Annotated in this window: 17 protein-coding genes; 7 read left to right on the plus strand and 10 right to left on the minus strand. The window is 64.6% G+C overall.

The window, feature by feature from the left end:
- A complete protein-coding gene (locus tag CK218_RS21845) occupies positions 1 to 1,578 on the minus strand; it encodes a trimethylamine methyltransferase family protein (RefSeq protein ID WP_095828856.1) in 1,578 nt (525 codons plus the stop codon).
- Between the two features lie 255 nt (positions 1,579 to 1,833).
- Between CK218_RS21845 and CK218_RS21850 the strand changes: the two genes are divergently transcribed.
- The 4 genes from CK218_RS21850 (at position 1,834) to CK218_RS21865 (ending at position 6,738) form a co-directional block, all read left to right on the plus strand.
- On the plus strand, positions 1,834 to 2,994 hold the full coding sequence (locus tag CK218_RS21850) for an MFS transporter (protein ID WP_095828923.1): 1,161 nt from the start codon (positions 1,834 to 1,836) through the stop codon (positions 2,992 to 2,994).
- An 89-nt stretch (positions 2,995 to 3,083) separates the two neighbouring features.
- Complete coding sequence (locus CK218_RS21855) at positions 3,084 to 5,153, plus strand: prolyl oligopeptidase family protein (protein ID WP_095828857.1); 2,070 nt, start codon at positions 3,084 to 3,086, stop codon at positions 5,151 to 5,153.
- Between the two features lie 32 nt (positions 5,154 to 5,185).
- The gene (locus CK218_RS21860) at positions 5,186 to 5,308 is read left to right on the plus strand and encodes a capsid protein (RefSeq protein WP_066999731.1); all 123 of its coding nucleotides are present in this window, start codon (positions 5,186 to 5,188) and stop codon (positions 5,306 to 5,308) included.
- Between the two features lie 50 nt (positions 5,309 to 5,358).
- Positions 5,359 to 6,738, plus strand: a complete 1,380-nt coding sequence (locus CK218_RS21865; protein ID WP_066999742.1) for an aspartate aminotransferase family protein — start codon at positions 5,359 to 5,361, stop codon at positions 6,736 to 6,738.
- A 321-nt stretch (positions 6,739 to 7,059) separates the two neighbouring features.
- Here CK218_RS21865 and mmsB read toward each other — a convergent pair whose 3' ends face one another.
- Positions 7,060 to 7,944 carry a 3-hydroxyisobutyrate dehydrogenase gene (gene mmsB, locus CK218_RS21870; protein WP_095828858.1) on the minus strand — a complete coding sequence of 295 codons (885 nt, stop codon included), beginning with the start codon at positions 7,942 to 7,944 and terminating at the stop codon, positions 7,060 to 7,062.
- A 24-nt stretch (positions 7,945 to 7,968) separates the two neighbouring features.
- Positions 7,969 to 9,135: an isobutyryl-CoA dehydrogenase gene (locus tag CK218_RS21875; RefSeq protein WP_095828859.1), complete on the minus strand. Its 1,167-nt coding sequence runs from the start codon at positions 9,133 to 9,135 to the stop codon at positions 7,969 to 7,971.
- A gap of 138 nt (positions 9,136 to 9,273) precedes the next feature.
- Here CK218_RS21875 and CK218_RS21880 point away from each other — a divergent pair, with 138 nt between their 5' ends.
- Both CK218_RS21880 and CK218_RS21885 read left to right on the plus strand, forming a co-directional pair.
- Positions 9,274 to 9,879, plus strand: a complete 606-nt coding sequence (locus tag CK218_RS21880) for a dimethylsulfonioproprionate lyase family protein (RefSeq protein ID WP_095828860.1) — start codon at positions 9,274 to 9,276, stop codon at positions 9,877 to 9,879.
- A complete protein-coding gene (locus tag CK218_RS21885; RefSeq protein ID WP_095828861.1) occupies positions 9,879 to 11,354 on the plus strand; it encodes a cobyric acid synthase in 1,476 nt (491 codons plus the stop codon). Before CK218_RS21880 ends, CK218_RS21885 begins: the two co-directional genes overlap by 1 nt.
- Positions 11,355 to 11,506: 152 nt before the next feature.
- Here the strand turns inward: CK218_RS21885 and CK218_RS21890 are convergent, their stop codons facing one another.
- The 4 genes from CK218_RS21890 to CK218_RS21905 all read right to left on the minus strand — a co-directional run bounded on the left by CK218_RS21890 (position 11,507) and on the right by CK218_RS21905 (position 13,993).
- Entirely contained in the window at positions 11,507 to 11,926 is a 420-nt protein-coding gene (locus CK218_RS21890; protein WP_095828862.1) for a VOC family protein, read from the minus strand.
- Between the two features lie 86 nt (positions 11,927 to 12,012).
- Positions 12,013 to 12,846: a helix-turn-helix domain-containing protein gene (locus tag CK218_RS21895; RefSeq protein ID WP_095778480.1), complete on the minus strand. Its 834-nt coding sequence runs from the start codon at positions 12,844 to 12,846 to the stop codon at positions 12,013 to 12,015.
- Between the two features lie 138 nt (positions 12,847 to 12,984).
- The gene (locus CK218_RS21900) at positions 12,985 to 13,155 is read right to left on the minus strand and encodes a hypothetical protein (RefSeq protein ID WP_082980616.1); all 171 of its coding nucleotides are present in this window, start codon (positions 13,153 to 13,155) and stop codon (positions 12,985 to 12,987) included.
- A 52-nt stretch (positions 13,156 to 13,207) separates the two neighbouring features.
- On the minus strand, positions 13,208 to 13,993 hold the full coding sequence (locus CK218_RS21905) for a TSUP family transporter (RefSeq protein WP_066999763.1): 786 nt from the start codon (positions 13,991 to 13,993) through the stop codon (positions 13,208 to 13,210).
- Between the two features lie 112 nt (positions 13,994 to 14,105).
- On the opposite strand from CK218_RS21905, the gene CK218_RS21910 reads away from it, so the two are divergent.
- Positions 14,106 to 14,531, plus strand: coding sequence for a TerB family tellurite resistance protein (locus CK218_RS21910; RefSeq protein WP_066999766.1), 426 nt, complete (start codon positions 14,106 to 14,108; stop codon positions 14,529 to 14,531).
- Positions 14,532 to 14,546: 15 nt separating this feature from the next.
- Here CK218_RS21910 and CK218_RS21915 read toward each other — a convergent pair whose 3' ends face one another.
- Genes CK218_RS21915 through CK218_RS21925 form a run of 3 tightly spaced genes read right to left on the minus strand, consistent with a single transcriptional unit; the run spans position 14,547 to position 17,979 of the window.
- Complete coding sequence (locus CK218_RS21915) at positions 14,547 to 16,169, minus strand: dipeptide ABC transporter ATP-binding protein (RefSeq protein WP_095828863.1); 1,623 nt, start codon at positions 16,167 to 16,169, stop codon at positions 14,547 to 14,549.
- Positions 16,166 to 17,035, minus strand: coding sequence for an ABC transporter permease (locus CK218_RS21920; protein ID WP_095828864.1), 870 nt, complete (start codon positions 17,033 to 17,035; stop codon positions 16,166 to 16,168). The genes CK218_RS21915 and CK218_RS21920 overlap by 4 nt, the downstream gene beginning before the upstream one ends.
- Positions 17,032 to 17,979, minus strand: coding sequence for an ABC transporter permease (locus CK218_RS21925; RefSeq protein ID WP_095828865.1), 948 nt, complete (start codon positions 17,977 to 17,979; stop codon positions 17,032 to 17,034). The genes CK218_RS21920 and CK218_RS21925 overlap by 4 nt, the downstream gene beginning before the upstream one ends.
- Positions 17,980 to 17,998: the final 19 nt, after the last annotated feature.

Genomic DNA, 17,998 nt, shown 5'->3' on the forward strand with positions numbered 1-17,998 from the left:
TCAAAAATCGGTCGGCGCGCCGCCTTCGGCGCGACGCTTCTCGACGAAGTCGTTGAGCTCCTCGCGGATGGCCGGGTCCATATACGGCTCTTCGTAGGCCGCGAGGCGCTCCTTCCACACCTTGTTGGTGCGTTCCAGCGCCGTCGGTGAGCCCGCCTCGGTCCAGGTCTCGAAATTGCGCCAGTCGGAGACGATCGGCGAGTAGAAGGCGGTCTTGTAGCGCTCCTGCGTGTGCTGGGTGCCGAAGAAATGGCCGCCCGGGCCGACCGACTGGATGGCGTCGAAGCCGAGCGCGTCTTCGGAGAGATCGAGCGGGGTGAGAAATTCGGCCACCATCTGCAAGAGGTCGATGTCGAGGATGGTCTTTTCATAGGAGCAGCGCAGGCCGCCTTCCAGCCAGCCGGCGCCGTGCATCATCAGATTGCCGCCGCCCTGGATGGCGCCCCAGAGCGAAAAGACGCTTTCATAGGCGGCCTGCGCGTCGACCGTGTTGGCGGCGCAGGTGTTGGAGGTGCGGTAGGGGATATTGTAACGGCGGGCAAGCTGGCCGCCGGCGAGCTGCGCCTTCATGTATTCGGGCGTGCCGAAGGCCGGTGCGCCCGACTTCATGTCGACATTGGAGGTGAAGCCGCCATAGCCGACCGGCGCGCCTTTCTTCACCATCTGGGCGAAGGCGATGCCGGAAAGCGCCTCGGCATTCTGCTGCACCAGCGCGCCGGCGATGGTGACGGGCGCCATGGCGCCGGAGAGCGTGAACGGCGTGACGATCACCGCCTGGCCCATGCTGGCCATCTGGATGATGCCTTCCATCATCGGCACGTCGAGCTTGAGCGGCGAATTGGTGTTGATGATGGTGAAGACCGACGGCTCCTCCATCAGCTGCTCGCGGCTGATGCCGCGCGCGATGCGGGCGATCTCGATGCCGTCGACATTGCGTTCCTTGCCGAGCGAATAGATGTGGAAGACCTTGTCGGTCAGCGTGGCGAGGTCGCGGATGCATTCGAGATGCCGGACCGAGGGATGGATGTCAATCGGCTCGACCGGATAGCCGCCGGTGCACTGCAGGATGTTGTGCATCTGCGCCAGGCGCAGGAAATTGCGGTAGTCGACCTGGTTGCCGGGGCGGCGGCCGCGGTCGAGGTCGGAGCAGTTCGGCGCCGAGGCCATCATCGACAGGATGACGTTGTTGCCGCCAAAGCGCAGATTGTGCGCCGGGTTGCGGGCGTGCAGCGTGAACTCCGGCGGACAGTGCGCGATGAGCTCGAGGATCATGTCGCTATCGAAGCGAACGCGCTCGCTGCCTTCGCGAACGTCGGCGCCATGCGCCTTCATGATGCGGCGGGCTTCGTCATGCAGCACGTCGACGCCGATCTCCTTCAAAACGCGCAGCGAGGCGAGGTGGATCGATTCCAGTTCGTCGTCGGACACCAGCCTGGTGGGCACCAGCGGGTTCTTAAGCTGCCGGAACGGCGGCTGCTCGAAGGCTGCCGATCCGCCGGCGCGTTTGCCAGCACGGCCGCCGCGGCGGGCGCGATCGGATGCCAATGCCGGTTCGGCGGGATGAATGGCGGCAGTCATGAGAGGCCTCGTGGGGATGCGAAAGTGGTCGGCATAATGGACCGGCGGCAATGCTGCCGGTAAGGAGGCGGCGACCACTAGGGCGAGGGAAGCGACATGACGGAAGGGCAGATTGGCCCGCCGAATTGCCGCCGCCAAAGCATTCCCTGCCGGCGTTCCTGACAAGGATTGGCTGGAACATGCGCCCTTGCCGTCAGTTGGCCGTTACGGCTGTCGCCGGCAGCGGCTAAGCCTCCGTTGAATGGAGCAGGAATGATGGCTCTGGCGAAATCAGAGACCGGCGAGACGGTGCAGTGGGCCGCGATTACCGGCGTGATCGCGACCGTGTCGGTGTTCGCCATCGCGCAGGGGCTTTCCTATCCGCTGCTGAGCTTCATCCTGCAGCGTCAGGGTGTGTCGCCGGCGGTGATCGGCCTGTCGGCGGCAATGACGCCGGTCGGCTTCATCCTATCCTCGCCACTGATCCCGGGGCTGGCGCGCCGGTTCGGAGCAGGGCGCACTGCGCTCACCTGCGCCGGGCTCTCGGCACTGGTGCTGGCGCTGATCGGCTGGACGCAGGACGTCTATTTGTGGTTCCCACTGCGCTTCCTGGTCGGCGTGGTCACCAACCCGCTTTATGTGCTCAGCGAAATCTGGGTGATCGCGCTGGCGCCGCCGTCGCGGCGCGGGCGCGTCATGGGCATCTATTCGACCATCATCTCGGCTGGGTTCGCGGCCGGGCCGCTCTGCCTGCTGGCGGTCGGCACGGAGGGTTGGCCGCCTTTTCTGGTCGGCATCTTTGCTTTTCTTTTCTGCGGCGCCTGCCTGGCGGTCGTGGTGAAACGCCTGCCCAAGGTCGACGAGGCAGGCGAAAAAGTTTCGGTGCTCGGCTTCATGCCGCTCGCCTGGCTGCTCCTGTCGGCGGTCGTCGCCGCCGCCGGTTTCGAGCAGTCGGTGCTGGCGCTGCTTCCCGTCTATGGCACCCACTTCGGCATTCCCGAGACGCGCATGTCGGCGCTGCTGTCGACGATGATCGCCGGCAACATCGCCATGCAGGTGCCGCTCGGCCTGCTCGCCGAAAGACTGACAGCGCGCCTCGTGCGCTTCGGCTGTGTCTCGGTGACGGTTCTTGGCTGCGCGCTCTTGCCGGCGCTCATCGAGACGCCGCTGATCTGGCCTTGCGTCTTCATCTGGGGCGCGGTGTCCTACGGGATCTACACGATGTCGATCATCGAGCTCGGCGAGCGTTTTACCGGCTCGGCGCTGGTCGCGGGCAATGCGGCCTTCTCCTTGATGTGGGGCGTCGGTGGCATCCTCGTGCCGCCGCTGACCGGCGGCGTGATGGACCTGATCGGCGCCGCGGGGCTTCCGGTGACGCTCGGCGCGATCTGCGCGGCGCTGGCTGTAGCCACCGTCATTCGCCGGCGGGTGATGTAGGGCCGGCTGGCTGAGCGCAGGCAGCGCTGCTCTTGAATGTTGGCGCGGCGAACGCGATGTAGGCAGGGCCGCCAGACTCGGAGACCAGCATGACCAGCCCGATGACCCAAACCCAGCCTGAATTGCCGGTCGAGGATCCTTTCCTGTGGCTGGAGGATCGCAACGGCAAGGAAGCGCTTGAGTGGGTCCATCGCCAGAATGCGACGACTGTCGCCGAACTGCAGGGCGATCCATCCTATCAGGCGGCATTCGAGACCGCGCTCGACCTGATGACGGCCGAGGACAATATCCCGGTCGGATCGGCGCTCGCCGGTTACGTCTACAATTTTTGGCAGGACAAGACCAACGCGCTGGGCTTGTGGCGCCGCACGACGGTCGCCTCCTACAAGACCGACAAGCCGGAATGGGAAACGATCCTCGATTTCGATCAGCTCTCGGCCAAGGAAGGCGTGAAATGGGTGTTCGGCGGCGCGAGCCGGCTCTATCCCGATTTCGACCGCTGCCTGCTGTTCATGTCGCCGGACGGCGGCGACGCCAGCGAGATGCGCGAGTTCGACATTGCGACCAAATCCTTCGTCGAGGACGGGTTTCGGGCACCGGCTTCGAAGTCGGGGTTTTCCTGGCTGGACAGGGATACGGTGATCGTCTCGGCGGCTTTCGAGGACGAGGACAAAACTCAGTCAGGCTATCCGCGGGTGATCAAGCTCTGGCGGCGCGGCACGAAGCTGGAGGAGGCGACGCCGATCTTCGAGGGCGAAAAAAATCATCTCGCGGTCGGCGGCGGCGTGGAGTTCGATGGCGACAAGAAACATGTCATGCTCGGCAAGACCATCGACTTCTTCACCTCGCACAGTTTTCTCCGGCTGGCTTCGGGCGAGAACCGGCGCATCCCGCTGCCCGACGACGCGACCGACACCGCGATCTTCAAGGGAGAGCTCGTCTTTGGCGTCCGCAGCCCGTGGACGGCGCCGGACGGCACGCGCTGCCTGCCGGATGGGCTCTATTCCGTGGATTTCGACCGCTGGATTGAAACCGGTTCGTTCGAGCCGGTCGAGACGCTGCTCAAACCGGAGCACCGCGTTTCAATCGCAGGTCTCGCGAGGACGCAGGACCGGCTGTTCATCAACCTGATGGACAATGTGCGCGGCAAGGTCGTCGTTTGCGACCGCACCGGCAATGGCTGGTCGGTGAAGCCGGTCGACCTGCCCGACAACGGCAATGTCGGCATCAGCCATGCCGAGCATTTCGGCTCCAGCGTCTCCTTCTCCTTCACCGATTTCCTGACGCCGAGCTCGATCATATGGTCGGACGACAATGGCGACACACTGCAAACCGTGAAATCGCAGCCGCCGCGCTTCGATGCATCGCCCTATGTTTCGGAGCAGTTCGAGGCGCGCTCGAAGGACGGCACGATGATCCCGTATTTCGTCGTCAGGCGGCGCGACCAGACGGGACCGGTGCCGGCTCTGCTCTATGGCTATGGCGGCTTCGAAGTGCCGCTCTTGCCCGGCTATGCCGGGATCCGCGGCAGGCTCTGGCTGGACAAGGGCAATGCCTATGTGCAGGCCAATATCCGCGGCGGCGGCGAGTTCGGCCCGGCGTGGCATCAGGCGGCGCTCAAGGGTAAGCGCCAGAAGGCGTTCGATGATTTTGCCGCGGTCGCCGAGGATGTGGTCAGGCGCGGCATCACCACGGCGGCACAACTCGGCATTCAGGGCGGCTCGAATGGCGGCCTGCTGACCGGCGTCTCGCTGACGCAGCGTCCGGAGCTGTTCGGCGCCGTCCTCATCGACGTGCCGCTGCTCGACATGCTGCGCTACACCGAACTGCCGCCCGGTGCCTCGTGGATGGCGGAATATGGCGATCCGTCAAAGCCGGAGGAGGCGGCATGGCTCGCCGCCTATTCGCCCTATCAGCGTGTGGCGACCGGTGCCGTCTATCCGCCGGTGCTGCTGATGACCTCGACCGCGGACGACCGCGTCCATCCGGGGCATGCGCGCAAGATGGCGGCGCGGCTGCAGGCCGCCGGTCACGGCAAGACGCTGTTCTTCGAAGAGACCGAAGGCGGCCATGGCGGGCGCGGCGATCGCCGGCCCCAGGCCGCGCAGACGGCGATGCGCTACGTCTTTCTGCAGCGCACGCTTGCCGGTCCAGCTTGAATTGGTGGCCGTTGGCGGCTTAATGTGCCGCCATGGTCCGCATCAGCACATCAGGCGCCTTCGGGGTCGCGGTGACGCCGTCACCGCGCACGCTGCGCGCCGAGCTTTTGCGGCTGTGCGCCCGCATCGGCTATTCGCCGCCCCGTTTCCTCTGACGAATCCGCCCCGGCCACCGCCGGATTGATTCAAGAGGAAAGACAAACCCATGACTTATCAGAACTATTCGCTGAAGCAGCTTCAGCAGATCGATGCCGCGCATCACCTCCATCCCTTCACCGACCATAAGGAACTGCGTGAAGCGGGCTCTCGCATCATCACCCACGCCAAAGGGCCGTTCATCTATGATTCCGACGGAACGGAAATCCTCGACGGCATGGCGGGCCTCTGGTGCGTCAATGTCGGCTACGGCCGCGACGAACTGGCGGAGGCCGCCTACGCCCAGATGAAGGAGCTGCCCTACTACAACTCCTTCTTCAAGTGTTCGACGCCTACACCGGTGCTGCTGTCGCAGAAGCTGGCGGAACTGGCGCCGGAGCATGTCGGTCAGGTCTTCTACGGCTCGTCCGGCTCCGAGGCCAACGACACAGCGCTGCGGCTCGTGCGCCACTATTGGGCGCTCGAAGGCAAGCCTGAGAAGAACCGGATCATCTCGCGCAAGATGGCCTATCACGGCTCGACGATCGCCGGCACCTCGCTCGGCGGCATGGAGCCGATGCACAAGCAACTCGGCGGCGCGGTGCCGAACATCGTCCATGTGATGATGCCCTATGCCTATGAGGTCGCGCTGCCCGGCGAAAGCGACCATGATTTCGGCCTGCGCGCCGCCAAGGCCGTCGAGGACGCCATCCTCGAAGCCGGCGCCGACAAGGTCGCCGCCTTTATCGGCGAGCCGGTGATGGGTGCGGGCGGTGTGAAAATCCCGCCGATCAGCTACTGGCCGGAGGTGCAGCGCATCTGCCGCAAATACGACGTGCTCTTGATGCTCGACGAGGTGATTACCGGCTATGGCCGCACCGGCGAATGGTTCGCGGCGCAGACCTTCGACGTTGAGCCCGACACCATCACCACCGCCAAGGCGCTGACCTCCGGCTACCAGCCGCTGTCGGCGCTCCTGGTCGGCGACCGCATCAGCAGGACGCTCGTCGAAAAGGGCGGCGAGTTCTACCACGGCTACACCTATTCCGGTCACCCGGTCGCGTGCGCGGTGGCCCTGAAGAACCTCGAGATCATTGAACGGGAAGGTCTGGTCGAGCGCGTCAGGACCGACACCGGTCCCTATTTCGCGCAGGCGCTGCAGGAGCGCATCGCCGGCCACAGGCTGGTCGGCGAGGTGCGCTCGATCGGTCTTATGGGTGCGATAGAGATCGTCAAGGACAAGGCGACCAAGGAACGATACCTGCCGTCGGGAAGTGCGGCGGTCGTCGTGCGCGATCACGCGATCTCGCAGGGCATGATGCTGCGCGCCACCGGCGACACGATGATACTGTCGCCGCCGCTGATCTGGACGCGCGACACCATCGACATGGCCTGCGAGCGCATCGCCAAGGCGCTCGACCTTGCGGAGGCGGATTTGCGGAAGCGCTGAGAAAACACAGCCAGGCGCCCTTGCTGGAGGGTGCCCGGCGACCCGAATCTGCAGCGAAGCCTTGCCCAGACGCAAAAACCGCGTCCCAGAAGGGAACGCGGCTTTGCCAAATACGCATGGCGTTTCGCTACTCGAGACCTGCGAAACTTACGGGCTCCGGTACGCGAGACCTGATCCGGAGCGCCGGGCGGTTGCGATGTCCGCCTCGCAGTCCGTTTTAAAGGCACATCGTTACCGGTGAGTTAGCGAGACCTTAAGCAAATCTAAATTTGCCGGATTTCTGTCGAAAAAATTTGCTAATAACCCTTTGCAAGCAGCTGCTTAGGTTTGATCGCCGCGCAGGAAATTTATGATGCCGGAAAAGTCGGCGCCTGCGTTGCCCTGCGCATTGAACAGCGCGTAGAGCTGCGTCGCCTCGGCGCCCAGAGGCGTCACGGCGCCGGCGCTTTGCGCGGCTTCCTGCGACAATTTCAGGTCCTTGAGCATGAGGGCGGCAGCAAAACCCGGCTTGTAGTCGCGGTTGGCGGGCGACGCCGGAACAGGGCCGGGCACCGGGCAGTAAGCGGTCAGTGACCAGCACTGGCCGGAGGAGGTGGAGGCGACGTCGAACAGCGCCTGGTGCGACAGGCCGAGTTTCTCGGCGAGCACAAAGGCTTCGGCGACGCCGATCATCGAAATGCCGAGAATCATGTTGTTGCAGATCTTGGCGGCCTGGCCGGCGCCGTCACCGCCGCAATGAACGATGCGGCCGGCCATCGGCTTCAGGATCGGCTCGGCAGAGGCGAATGCTGCGTCCGACCCGCCGGCCATGAAAGTGAGCGTGCCGGCGGTCGCGCCGCCGGTGCCGCCGGACACAGGCGCGTCGATCGAAGGCAAGCCGTGCCTGGCGGCAATGGCGTGAGCCTTGCGTGCCGATTCGACATCGATGGTCGAGGAATCGATCAGCAAGGCGCCTTTCTTCGCCTTGGGCGCGATGTCCTCGTAGACCGACAACACATGCTTGCCCGCGGGAAGCATGGTGATCACCACGTCGGCGTCCTTCACCGCGGCGACGGCATTGGCCATGACGGTGACGCCATGCTCTTTTGCGATCGTGAGGTTCTCCGGCAGGAGGTCGAAGCCTTGCACCGCAAACCCCGCCTTTACGAGGTTGGCAGCCATTGGGTTGCCCATATTGCCAAGGCCGATGAAGGCGATCGTTGCCATCGTTGTCTCCCGAAATTTGCTGCTTCAGCGGCCGATCAGCGTACGCGCGATGATGACGCGCATGATCTCGTTGGTGCCTTCGAGGATCTGGTGGACGCGCAAATCACGCACCAGCTTCTCGATGCCGTAATCGTGCAGATAGCCGTAGCCTCCATGCAACTGCAGCGCCTCGTTGGCGACGTCGAAGCCGATGTCGGTGACGAAGCGCTTGGCCATAGCCGACCATTTGCCGGCATCCGGCGCCTTGCGATCGAGCTTCGAGGCGGCGGCATAGAGGAAGATGCGGGCCGCCTGCAGCTCCGTCTCCATGTCGGCCAGCCTGAACTGCAGGGCCTGGAACTGGTTGATCTTCGATCCGAAGGCCTTGCGCTCGCTCGTGTAGGCGAGCGCCTTGTCGAGCGCCGATTGCGCGCCGCCCAGCGAGCAGGCGGCGATGTTGAGCCGGCCGCCGTCGAGCCCCGCCATGGCGATGCCGAAGCCCGCGCCTTCGGTGGCAAGCAGGTTCTCGGCCGGCACCATGCAATCCTCGAAGATGACCTGGCGGGTCGACTGCATATGCCAACCCATCTTGTGCTCATTGGCGCCGAAGGAGAGGCCGGGCGCATCCTTGGGCACCACCAGGGTCGAAATGCCTTTGGGCCCGTCGCCGCCGGTGCGCGCCATGACGACATAGAGGTCGCTGTCGCCGGCGCCGGAGATGAACTGCTTGGCGCCGTTCAAGACATAGCCGCCGCTGCTCTTCACCGCTCTCGTCTTCAAGGCGGCGGCATCCGAGCCGGAGCCAGGCTCGGTCAGGCAATAGCTCGCCAGCCATTCCATCGTGGTCAGCTTCGGCAGGAAGCGCCGGCGCTGCTCGTCGCTGCCGAAGCGGTCAATCATCGAGGCCGCCATATTGTGGATGGAGATGAAGGAGGAGAAGGCCGGATCGGCATGCGCCAGCGCCTCGAAGATCAGCACCGCATCGAGCCGACCGAGCGCCGAGCCGCCGACATCGTCGCGGACATAGATGCCGCCCAGGCCGAGCGGCCCTGTCTCGCGGATCACGTCGGCCGGAAAGTGCTTTGCCCGGTCCCAGTCGAGCGCGTTCGGCGCGACCCGATCGGCCGCGAAGGCCTCAGCCATCTCCTTTATGGCGCGCTGTTGCTCGGTGAGTTCGAATTGGCCAGTGCCCGCATCGACTGCCGCGTCCATGGCGTGCTCCCTGTCGTTTCAGGCCTTGTGGCCTGTCGTTTTTGGCTTTGCGCAGCGATCAATCTAGACCAATGATGCCGCCGCGCAACCCAGCCCGCCGCGGACCGGCTGTGCATGGATTGATCAACGGAGTCTTGCGTGCCGACAATTTTCGATCAGCTGCTGGACCGGTTCCACTTCTATCTCGCCGGCATCGACAGCGATCTGGTTGCGGACGCCGTCGCGCGCATCGATTGGCACATGCCCTCTCGTTCGCGCGAACCACGTGCGCTTCGTTGCCTTCGCCATCTCGATCGGATTGCGGAGCTTGCGCGGCGGGACGCCGGGCCGCTGACGCGGTTCATCGCGGACCATCGCAATGAGCTGTGCTGGGGCCAGACTTATACCGCTGCCGATTTCGGACAGCTCTTCATCGACAATTACGGCTGGCTGGAGGTGTTCGGCATGCGCGGGCATTTCGCCAATGACGAGGTCGCGGGCGGCCTGCTGATCCTCGGGCCCGACAGTGTCTACCCAGACCATCACCACACCGCCGAGGAGATCTACATTCCGCTGACCGGCGGCACCGAGTGGCGCATGGGCGAGGCCGGCTTTCGGGTTCGAGCGGCGGGCGAAATCATCCACCATGCGTCAAACGTCAATCACGCCATGAGTACCGGCAAGGAGCCACTGATGGCGCTCTATATCTGGCGAGGTGGACCGCTCGCGCAGAAATCGATCATCGGCGCGGAGGGCAGGGGCTGATGGCCAGAGCGATCATGCTGCAAGGCACTGGCTCGGATGTCGGCAAGACGGTGCTGGTGGCGGGGCTCTGCCGGGCAGCAAAGAAACGCGGACTGAAGGTCAGGCCGTTCAAGCCGCAGAACATGTCCAACAACGCCGCCGTCGCCGACATCCCCGGCAACAACAAGACCGGCGGCGGCGAGATCGGCCGCGGGCAGTGGCTGCAGGCGCTGGCCTGCGGGGTGAGGCCGACCGTGCACATGAACCCGGTGCTGCTCAAGCCGCAAAGCGACATCGGCTCGCAAGTGGTGGTGCAGGGCAAGGTTTTTGGCGAGGCGCGGGCGCGCGACTATCAGGCGATAAAGGCAAGGCTGATGGATGCGGTGCTCGATTCCTGGGCGAAGGTCGGCGAGGACGCCGACCTCGTCATCGTCGAGGGCGCCGGCTCGCCGGCCGAGATCAACCTTAGAAGCCGCGACATCGCCAATATGGGCTTTGCCACGCGTACCAACGTCCCGGTGGTGCTTATCGGCGACATCGACCGCGGCGGCGTCATTGCTTCCGTCGCCGGCACGCATCTGATCCTGCCGGAGGAAGACCGGCGCATGATCGCTGGCTATCTCATCAACAAGTTCCGCGGCGATGTCTCGCTATTCGACGATGGGGTCAGTGCCATCGGCAAGTTTACCGGCTGGCGCTGTTTCGGCGTCGTGCCCTGGCTGAAGTCCGCGGCAAGGCTGCCGTCCGAAGATTCGGTTGTGCTCGAGCGCCTTGCCTCGGGCGAAAGGCGGGCACTGAAGGTGGCGGTGCCGATGCTGGCGCGGATCGCCAATTTCGACGATCTCGATCCGCTCAAGGCCGAGCCGCAGGTCGAGGTGGTGTTCGTGCCGCCGGGAAAGCCGCTGCCGGAAGATGCCGGGCTGGTGGTCATTCCGGGCTCGAAATCGACCATCGGCGATCTGATAAAATTCCGCGAGAATGGCTGGGATCGCGACCTTGCCGCGCACCGCAAACGCGGCGGCCATGTCGTCGGCATCTGCGGCGGATATCAGATGATCGGCCGCAAGGTTCGCGACCCCAATGGCATCGAAGGCAGCGTCATCGAGACGGAGGGCCTTGGCCTGCTCGACATCGAGACGGTGATGGAACCGGAAAAAACGGTGCGCAACTCGAGCGCTCATTCGGTGCAGTTCGGCCTGCCGCTCGAAGGCTACGAGATCCATCTCGGCCGCACCACCGGCCCGGACACGGCGCGGCCTTCGGCGATCATCAACGGCTTCGAGGACGGCGCGGTCTCCGCCGATGGCAAGGTTATCGGCACCTATCTGCATGGGCTGTTTGCAGCGGACGCTTTTCGCGCGGCCTACCTTGCGAGCCTCGGGGTCAAGGATGGGGGCATCGACTATCGCGCCGAGGTCGAGAAGGCGCTGGACGAGGTCGCGGCCGAGCTGGAGAAGCATCTCGACTGCGATGCGCTTTTCGGGCTGGCGCGGTAGGTCCTCCCGTCGATGCGCATACGCTTGCCATTAGCGAAAGCTTCCGTCGCATCGTCATCCTCGGGTCTTCGCGTCCGCTTCGCTCCCGCTCCGCCCGTGGATGACGAAGTTCAGGCGTTTTCGCCAGCCGCAAATGCCGGCGCGGATAGCAACTACGCCTTCTCGCCCGCCTTCGGCCAGTAGGTGCCGAAGGACCAGACATTGCCTTCGGGGTCGAGGCAGATGAACTCGCGACTGCCATAGTCGCGGTCGACCAGTTCCTGGGTGATCCTGGCGCCGGCCTTCTTCGCCTTGGCATAGGCGGCATCGGCATCATCGACGGCGATGTAGATGGACTTGCCGCCGCCACCGCCGGGCTCGCCGACCATCTTGCCGTAATCGTCGTCGCGCGCGGTGCCGAGCATGATCATCGAGGACCCAAAGGTCAGTTCCGCGTGGTGAACGATGCCGCCATCGCCATAACGGGAGCGCAGTTCGAAGCCGAAGGCCTCGCTGAGCCAGTCGATCATCCTAGCGGCGTTCCTGTATCGCAGGGCTGGATAGAGACGGGGTGCTTCGTTTGTTGCTGGCATGACAATATCCCTGTGCCGGTTGAATGAATGCCAGTCTGTGCGAAGGCGGTTTCCACGTCTTGAAGAAATGTTACCTCGCCTGAGGCTTAGATCCGCGCGGCGAGCCCGGACGGCGTTTCGCCGGCAAGCTGACGGAATTCGCGCACCAGATGCGCCTGGTCGGCGTAGCCGCAATCGGCGGCAATGCCGGCCCAGTTGTCGTCCTGCCGCTTCGACAGCGACAGCGCGCGGTTGAAGCGCACGATGCGTGACAATGTCTTCGGGCCGATGCCGATCGCGTCGGTGAATTTCGCCGCCAGATGCTTGCGGCTCCAGCCGATCTCGCTGGCGAGCGCCGAAATGCGGGTGCGGCCGCCCGATGCGATGACCGTTCGGTAGGCCCAGGCGATTTCGGGCGAAAGCGCATGCGCGTCCGCGAGGCGGCCTGCGATGAACCCCTCGGCAATGTCGAAGCGCTTGTCCCAATCCGACGCTTCGCCGAGCTGTTCGCGCAGCGCGATGCCATCAAAGCCCATCGCATCGTCCAACCCGACCATGCGGTCGCGCAATTCACTCATCGCCAGGCCGAAGAATTGCCTGGCGCCGAGCGGCGTGAAATTGACCTGGACACAGCAGGCGGCGCCGAAGGATTCGATCATGACCGGGCCGGCATAGAGACCGGCGGCGAAGCTGGCGTAGCGATCGTTGTCGCCCGGGCTGCGGCCGAGCCCGATGGCGAAGGCTCCGGCGAAGCTGATCACCAGCGGTACAGTCAGCGAGGCATATTCGACCATGCGGAAATGGCCTGGCCGTATTTCCCGGTAGCCGCAGATATCCGTGACGATGCCTGCGAGAGAAGCGGCGGGTTTGCGCCGCACCATCTCGAAATGGAGGGCGGGAGAGCGAGTATCCTGCCGATGGCGCTCCGTCTCGTCGGACATGCCGCGAGTCTAGCAGAACACGCTCGCAAAAATCAAAAGCGCCCGGCAGGGCCGGGCGCCCCGAGTTGCCTGAGATTGGTGTTGGCGGTTAACGCAATTCCGGACGGAAAACCGCTGCACACTTTTCCTGGAATTGCGTCAAGCGCCGCGCATCAGACAGCCGCCGGCGAGCACGACATAGGCGATGAGCATGATCCACACCGACGCAAGAGGAATGAACGCAAGAAGGCCGAGAGCGGCGAGAAGGCCAATGACGGCGATGACCAACGAAATAATGAACACGATCTGCGTGGGCGCACTAAGATTCATGTCTGGTCCCTCCAACATGATTCGCAACACCCGAATTCTACCAGCAGGACAGTCACACACCAATGAGTTGGCGTAGGGGATTGGCCGGGTCGGCAAGCAGCTTCACCGCCAGCGCTACACACACGATCACCAGCAGCGGCTTGATCAGTCTTGCGCCGATTTTGATGGCGAGGCCTGCGCCGAGGCGGGCGCCCAGAAACTGGGCGACACCCATCATCAGACCGATCTTCCAGTCGATGACGCCGACGGCGGCGAAGACGACGAAGCCGCCGATGTTGGAGGCGAAATTGAGCAGCTTGGTGTGCGCGGTCGCCTTGAGCAGACCATAGCCGGCAAGGCTGACGAAGGCGAGCATAAGGAACGAGCCCGTGCCTGGGCCGAACAGACCGTCGTACAAGCCAATGGCAGGCACAACCGTTAGGCCGAATAGGAGCGGCGACAGACGTTCTGCGCGGTCAACGTCGTTCATGTTGGGTTTGAACGCGAAGTATAGAGCGATCGCGATCAGGAGAACCGGCAAAAGGGCGCGCAGGAAGTCGCCGGGCACGATCGTCGCCAGCAAGGCGCCGATGGCGCCGCCAACCAGCGCCAGCAGCGCGGGAGGCAGTTGTCGGCGCAGATCGACCTGGCCATTGGCGGCATAATGGATCGTGGCCGAGCCGGACCCGAACATGCCCTGCAGCTTGTTGGTGCCGAGCGCTGCCACCGGAGAGAAGCCCGCCAGGAGCAGCGCCGGGATGGTGATCAGGCCGCCACCGCCGGCGATCGAGTCGACGAAGCCCGCCGCGAAAGCGGCTGCGGTGAGCATGAAGACAGTCTGCAAGGTAAGGTCGATCATCGGGCTGTGGGTCAAGGCGGGGGACGGCTGCTTCCATCATGCTTAGACAGTTTGCGCAAGACCGATTCCACGCTAACAATTTCAACGGAATCGCAAAGGGAGGCTTACGGCGATGGCGCTGCTCGACCAGATACGCTCGATCTTCGACGGCGACCCGGGCGTGCGCAAGGTAGCGGACGATCCGGTGCTGTCGGCCGAGCTTCTGATGCTGTTCCGGATGATCCTGGCCGACGGCGCGGTGTCGGAGAGCGAGATGGTCGCCTTCCGGCACATCTGCAAGGAAGCCTTTGGCATTCCCGAAGCCTCGATCGACAGCGTCGTCGAATATCTCAACGACTACGGCTACGAGACCAACGGCTCACAAGCGATCGCGCTGTTCCGCGACCTCGATGTCGAGCGGCGAAAGCTGCTTGCGCGCCACATGGCCGAGATCGCGAAGGCGGATTCCAAGCTTGCCGAGAGCGAGGTGAAGCTGCTGCGTCGCACGCTCGACCTGCTCGACATCAGCCCGGTGGATTTGGTCAAACCGGAGGGCTGAGCGCGGGCTCGCCGCTTACCCTTGTTCCTGCATGCGTCGCGCTATCGCACGGTGAAGGTCCGGCGCCGCCGCGACCAGCGCCTGCGCGGCTTCCGAGCGCGGGCTGTCGAGCACATCGGCCGTCCTGCCGCGCTCGACGATCTTGCCCTCATGCATGACCAGCACCTCGTCCGACATGGCGCGGGCAACCGTCAGGTCATGGGTGATGAACAGATAGGCGATGCCGAGCTTCTGGTTAAGCTCGGCGAAGAGGTCGAGGATCTGGGCGCGGATCGACACATCCAACGCCGAGACCGGCTCGTCGGCGACGACCAGTTTCGGGCGGGTGATGATGGCGCGGGCGATCGACAGGCGCTGGCGCTGGCCGCCCGAGAATTCATGCGGATATTTGTCCATGTCGCGCGGGCCGAGTCCGACCTCATGCAGCGCATGCGCGACCAATTCGCGCCGCTCGGCTTTCGACGGCTGGGTCTCGAGAAGATGCAACGGCTCGGCGACCAGCTTCTCGACCTTCTGGCGTGGATCGAAGGAGCCGTAAGGGTCCTGGAAGACGACCTGCATGTCGCGCCTGGCCGGCTTCAGTTCGGCCTCTGACTTGCCGGTGATGGTCTCGCCGCGAAAGCGGATTGAGCCCGCCGTCGACTTGTCCAGTGCCAGGATCATGCGGGCGAGCGTGGATTTGCCGCAGCCGGAACGGCCAACGAGGGCTACCGACTGGGCCGGCTCGATGGTTAGCGAGACATCGTCGACGGCGCGAATCGGTTCTGCCGCCCGGAACAAGGATTTGCGCCGACCCGGATAGTCGCGGCTCAGGCCTTCGACTTCGAGCAGCGGCCTTGCCGAACCGGCAAGGTGTTTTTTGGGCCGCGCCGGCACATGCATGGAAGCCAGCGCCAGCTCGCGCGTGTAGGGGTGGTGTTGTGCCGACAGCGTGCGCGCGGTGTCGCCGGCCTCCATCACTTCGCCACCGCGCAGGATGGTCAGACGGTCGGCCATCTCGGTCACCACCGCGAGATCGTGCGAGATGAGCAGCAGGCCCATGCGGTTTTCGCTGACGAGGTCGCGCAGCAGGTCGAGGATCTGCGCCTGCAGCACCACATCGAGCGCCGTGGTCGGCTCGTCGGCGATCAGCAGTTTTGGCTTCAGCGCGCAGGCGATGGCGATGACGACGCGCTGGCGCTGCCCGCCGGAGAGCTCATGCGGGTAGCGCGACAGTGGGAACTTGGCTTCCGGCAGACCGACACGGTCGAGCATTTTTCGCGCGCGATCCTCGGCCTCGGCGCGGCCCGCCCTGGTGTGCCAGCGAATGCCCTCGGCCACCTGCTCGCCGATGGTCTTGACTGGATTGAGCGCCGTCATCGGCTCCTGGAAAACCATGCCGATGTCGTCGCCGCGCAGCGCGCACATCTGGTCCTCGCTCGCTGCAAGGAGGTCGATGCCGTCGAAAGTGACGCGTCCGCGGGCTTGAGCTAGATGCGGCAGCAGGCTCATGATCGTCAGCGCCGTCATCGATTTGCCGGAACCGGATTCGCCGACCAGGCCGACCACCTCGCCGGGCGCAATCGCAAGCTCGACCTGCTTCAGGATCGGCGTTCCGCCGATGACAAGCGACAGGTTCTCGATCTGGAGCAGGCTCATCGCCGCCGCCGCGATTTCGGATCGAGGATGTCGGCGATGCCGTCGCCGAGCAGGTTGAGCCCAAGCACGGTCACGATGATCGCCATGCCGGGAAAGATCGCCATCCACGGCGCCGTCACCATCCGCGTCTGCGCGTCGAACAGCATGCGGCCCCAGCTCGGCATTGGCGGCTGCGCGCCCAGGCCCACATAGGAAAGCCCCGCTTCGGCGAGGATGCCCAGCGCAAACTGGATCGTGCCCTGTACCAGCAGCAGTGTCGCGATGTTGGGCAGGATGTGCTCGATAGAAATCTGCGTCATGCCCTTGCCGGCAGCCCGTGCGGCGAGGATGAATTCGCGCGGCCAGATCGCCAAGGCGCCGGCGCGGGCCACGCGCGCAAAGACCGGGATGTTGAATATGCCGATGGCGATGATGGCGTTGACGGCGCCCGGGCCGAAAATGGCCGTGATCATGATCGCCGACAGCAGCGCCGGGAAGGCGAAGACGAGATCGTTGATGCGCATCAGCGCCTCGTCCGCAAGGCCGCCCCGCGCCGCCGCGAAGGCGCCGAGCGGCACGCCGATGCCCATGCCGATACCGACCGCCACCAGCGCCACCGCGATCGAGTTGCGTGCGCCGACCATGATCATCGAAAGGATGTCGCGACCGAAATGGTCGGTGCCGAACCAATGCGTCCACGAGGGCGCCTGCGTCTTGTCTGCGATCACCAGCTTGGTGACGTCGTAGGGCGTCCATACAAAGGAGAGCAGCGCGATCGCGGCCACCAGCAGCGTGATGGCGAAGCCGATCAGAAATGAGCGGTTGCCGAAGGCTTTGGCCAAAACCCCGGCAAGCGTTTCCTCGGGCAGGTCGACGCGCACCGTCATTGTCGCCCCCTGAGCCGCGGATCGACAACGGCGTAGGAGAAATCGACCAGCAGATTGACGGCGATCACGGCGGCGACCAGCAGCATCACGACGCTCTCAACGACGATCAGGTCGCGCTGGGTGATGGCCTGGAACACCAGCCGTCCAAGCCCCGGCAGATAGAAGACATTCTCGATGATAATGGTGCCGGCAAGCAGGAACGCGAATTGCAGGCCGAGAATGGTGAGCACCGGGATCATGGCGTTGCGCAGCGCGTGGCGCCAGAGCACGGCGCGGTAGGGCAGGCCCTTGGCGCGGGCGGTGCGGATATAGTCTTCGTTGAGCACCTCGATCAGCGCCGAGCGGGCGACGCGCGCCACGATCGCCGCCTGCGGTAGCGCCAGCGCCACCGCCGGCAGCAGCAGCGATTTTACCGCCGGCCAGATCCCGGCGCCCCAGCCAGGAAACCCACCCGCCGGCACCAGCCGCAGCCAGACGGCGAAGAGATAGATCAGCATCAGCGCGAACCAGAAATTCGGCACGGCAACGCCGAGTTGGGCAGCACCCATGGCGACTGTGTCGCCGGCCCGGCCCTGGCGGCCGGCGGAAAACACCCCGACCGGAATGGCTATGACGGTCGACAGCGCCAGCGCGATTAGCGCCAGCGGCAGAGAAACGACGACGCGCTCACCCACGAGGTCGATGACGGGAACCGAATAGGTGTAGGAGCGACCGAAATCGAGGCTGAGCAACCCGCCCGCCCAGTGCAGGTAGCGCAGGACAAGCGGCGCGTTCAGGCCCATCTGGTTGCGCAACAGCTCGACCTGGTCCGCGCTGGCGTTGAAGCCCAGCATCAGGCGCGCCGGGTCGCCAGGCAGGATTTCCATGACCGCAAACACCACCATCGAGGCCAGCACCAGCGTGATGGCCGCGATGATGAGGCGCTTGAGGAGATAGGTGGCCATGGGAGGCGATCAGGCGACC

The sequence above is a fragment of the Mesorhizobium sp. WSM3879 genome (assembly GCF_002294915.1).
In the GTDB taxonomy this organism is placed as follows: Bacteria; Pseudomonadota; Alphaproteobacteria; order Rhizobiales; family Rhizobiaceae; genus Mesorhizobium.

Coding starts and splice junctions, on each gene's coding strand:
- CK218_RS21845 (WP_095828856.1), bottom strand. CDS start 1,578: ATGACTGCCGCCATTCATCCCGCCGAACCGGCATTGGCATCCGATCGC.
- CK218_RS21850 (WP_095828923.1), top strand. CDS start 1,834: ATGGCTCTGGCGAAATCAGAGACCGGCGAGACGGTGCAGTGGGCCGCG.
- CK218_RS21855 (WP_095828857.1), top strand. CDS start 3,084: ATGACCAGCCCGATGACCCAAACCCAGCCTGAATTGCCGGTCGAGGAT.
- CK218_RS21860 (WP_066999731.1), top strand. CDS start 5,186: ATGGTCCGCATCAGCACATCAGGCGCCTTCGGGGTCGCGGTGACGCCG.
- CK218_RS21865 (WP_066999742.1), top strand. CDS start 5,359: ATGACTTATCAGAACTATTCGCTGAAGCAGCTTCAGCAGATCGATGCC.
- mmsB (WP_095828858.1), bottom strand. CDS start 7,944: ATGGCAACGATCGCCTTCATCGGCCTTGGCAATATGGGCAACCCAATG.
- CK218_RS21875 (WP_095828859.1), bottom strand. CDS start 9,135: ATGGACGCGGCAGTCGATGCGGGCACTGGCCAATTCGAACTCACCGAG.
- CK218_RS21885 (WP_095828861.1), top strand. CDS start 9,879: ATGGCCAGAGCGATCATGCTGCAAGGCACTGGCTCGGATGTCGGCAAG.
- CK218_RS21890 (WP_095828862.1), bottom strand. CDS start 11,926: ATGCCAGCAACAAACGAAGCACCCCGTCTCTATCCAGCCCTGCGATAC.
- CK218_RS21895 (WP_095778480.1), bottom strand. CDS start 12,846: ATGTCCGACGAGACGGAGCGCCATCGGCAGGATACTCGCTCTCCCGCC.
- CK218_RS21900 (WP_082980616.1), bottom strand. CDS start 13,155: ATGAATCTTAGTGCGCCCACGCAGATCGTGTTCATTATTTCGTTGGTC.
- CK218_RS21905 (WP_066999763.1), bottom strand. CDS start 13,993: ATGATCGACCTTACCTTGCAGACTGTCTTCATGCTCACCGCAGCCGCT.
- CK218_RS21910 (WP_066999766.1), top strand. CDS start 14,106: ATGGCGCTGCTCGACCAGATACGCTCGATCTTCGACGGCGACCCGGGC.
- CK218_RS21915 (WP_095828863.1), bottom strand. CDS start 16,169: ATGAGCCTGCTCCAGATCGAGAACCTGTCGCTTGTCATCGGCGGAACG.
- CK218_RS21920 (WP_095828864.1), bottom strand. CDS start 17,035: ATGACGGTGCGCGTCGACCTGCCCGAGGAAACGCTTGCCGGGGTTTTG.
- CK218_RS21925 (WP_095828865.1), bottom strand. CDS start 17,979: ATGGCCACCTATCTCCTCAAGCGCCTCATCATCGCGGCCATCACGCTG.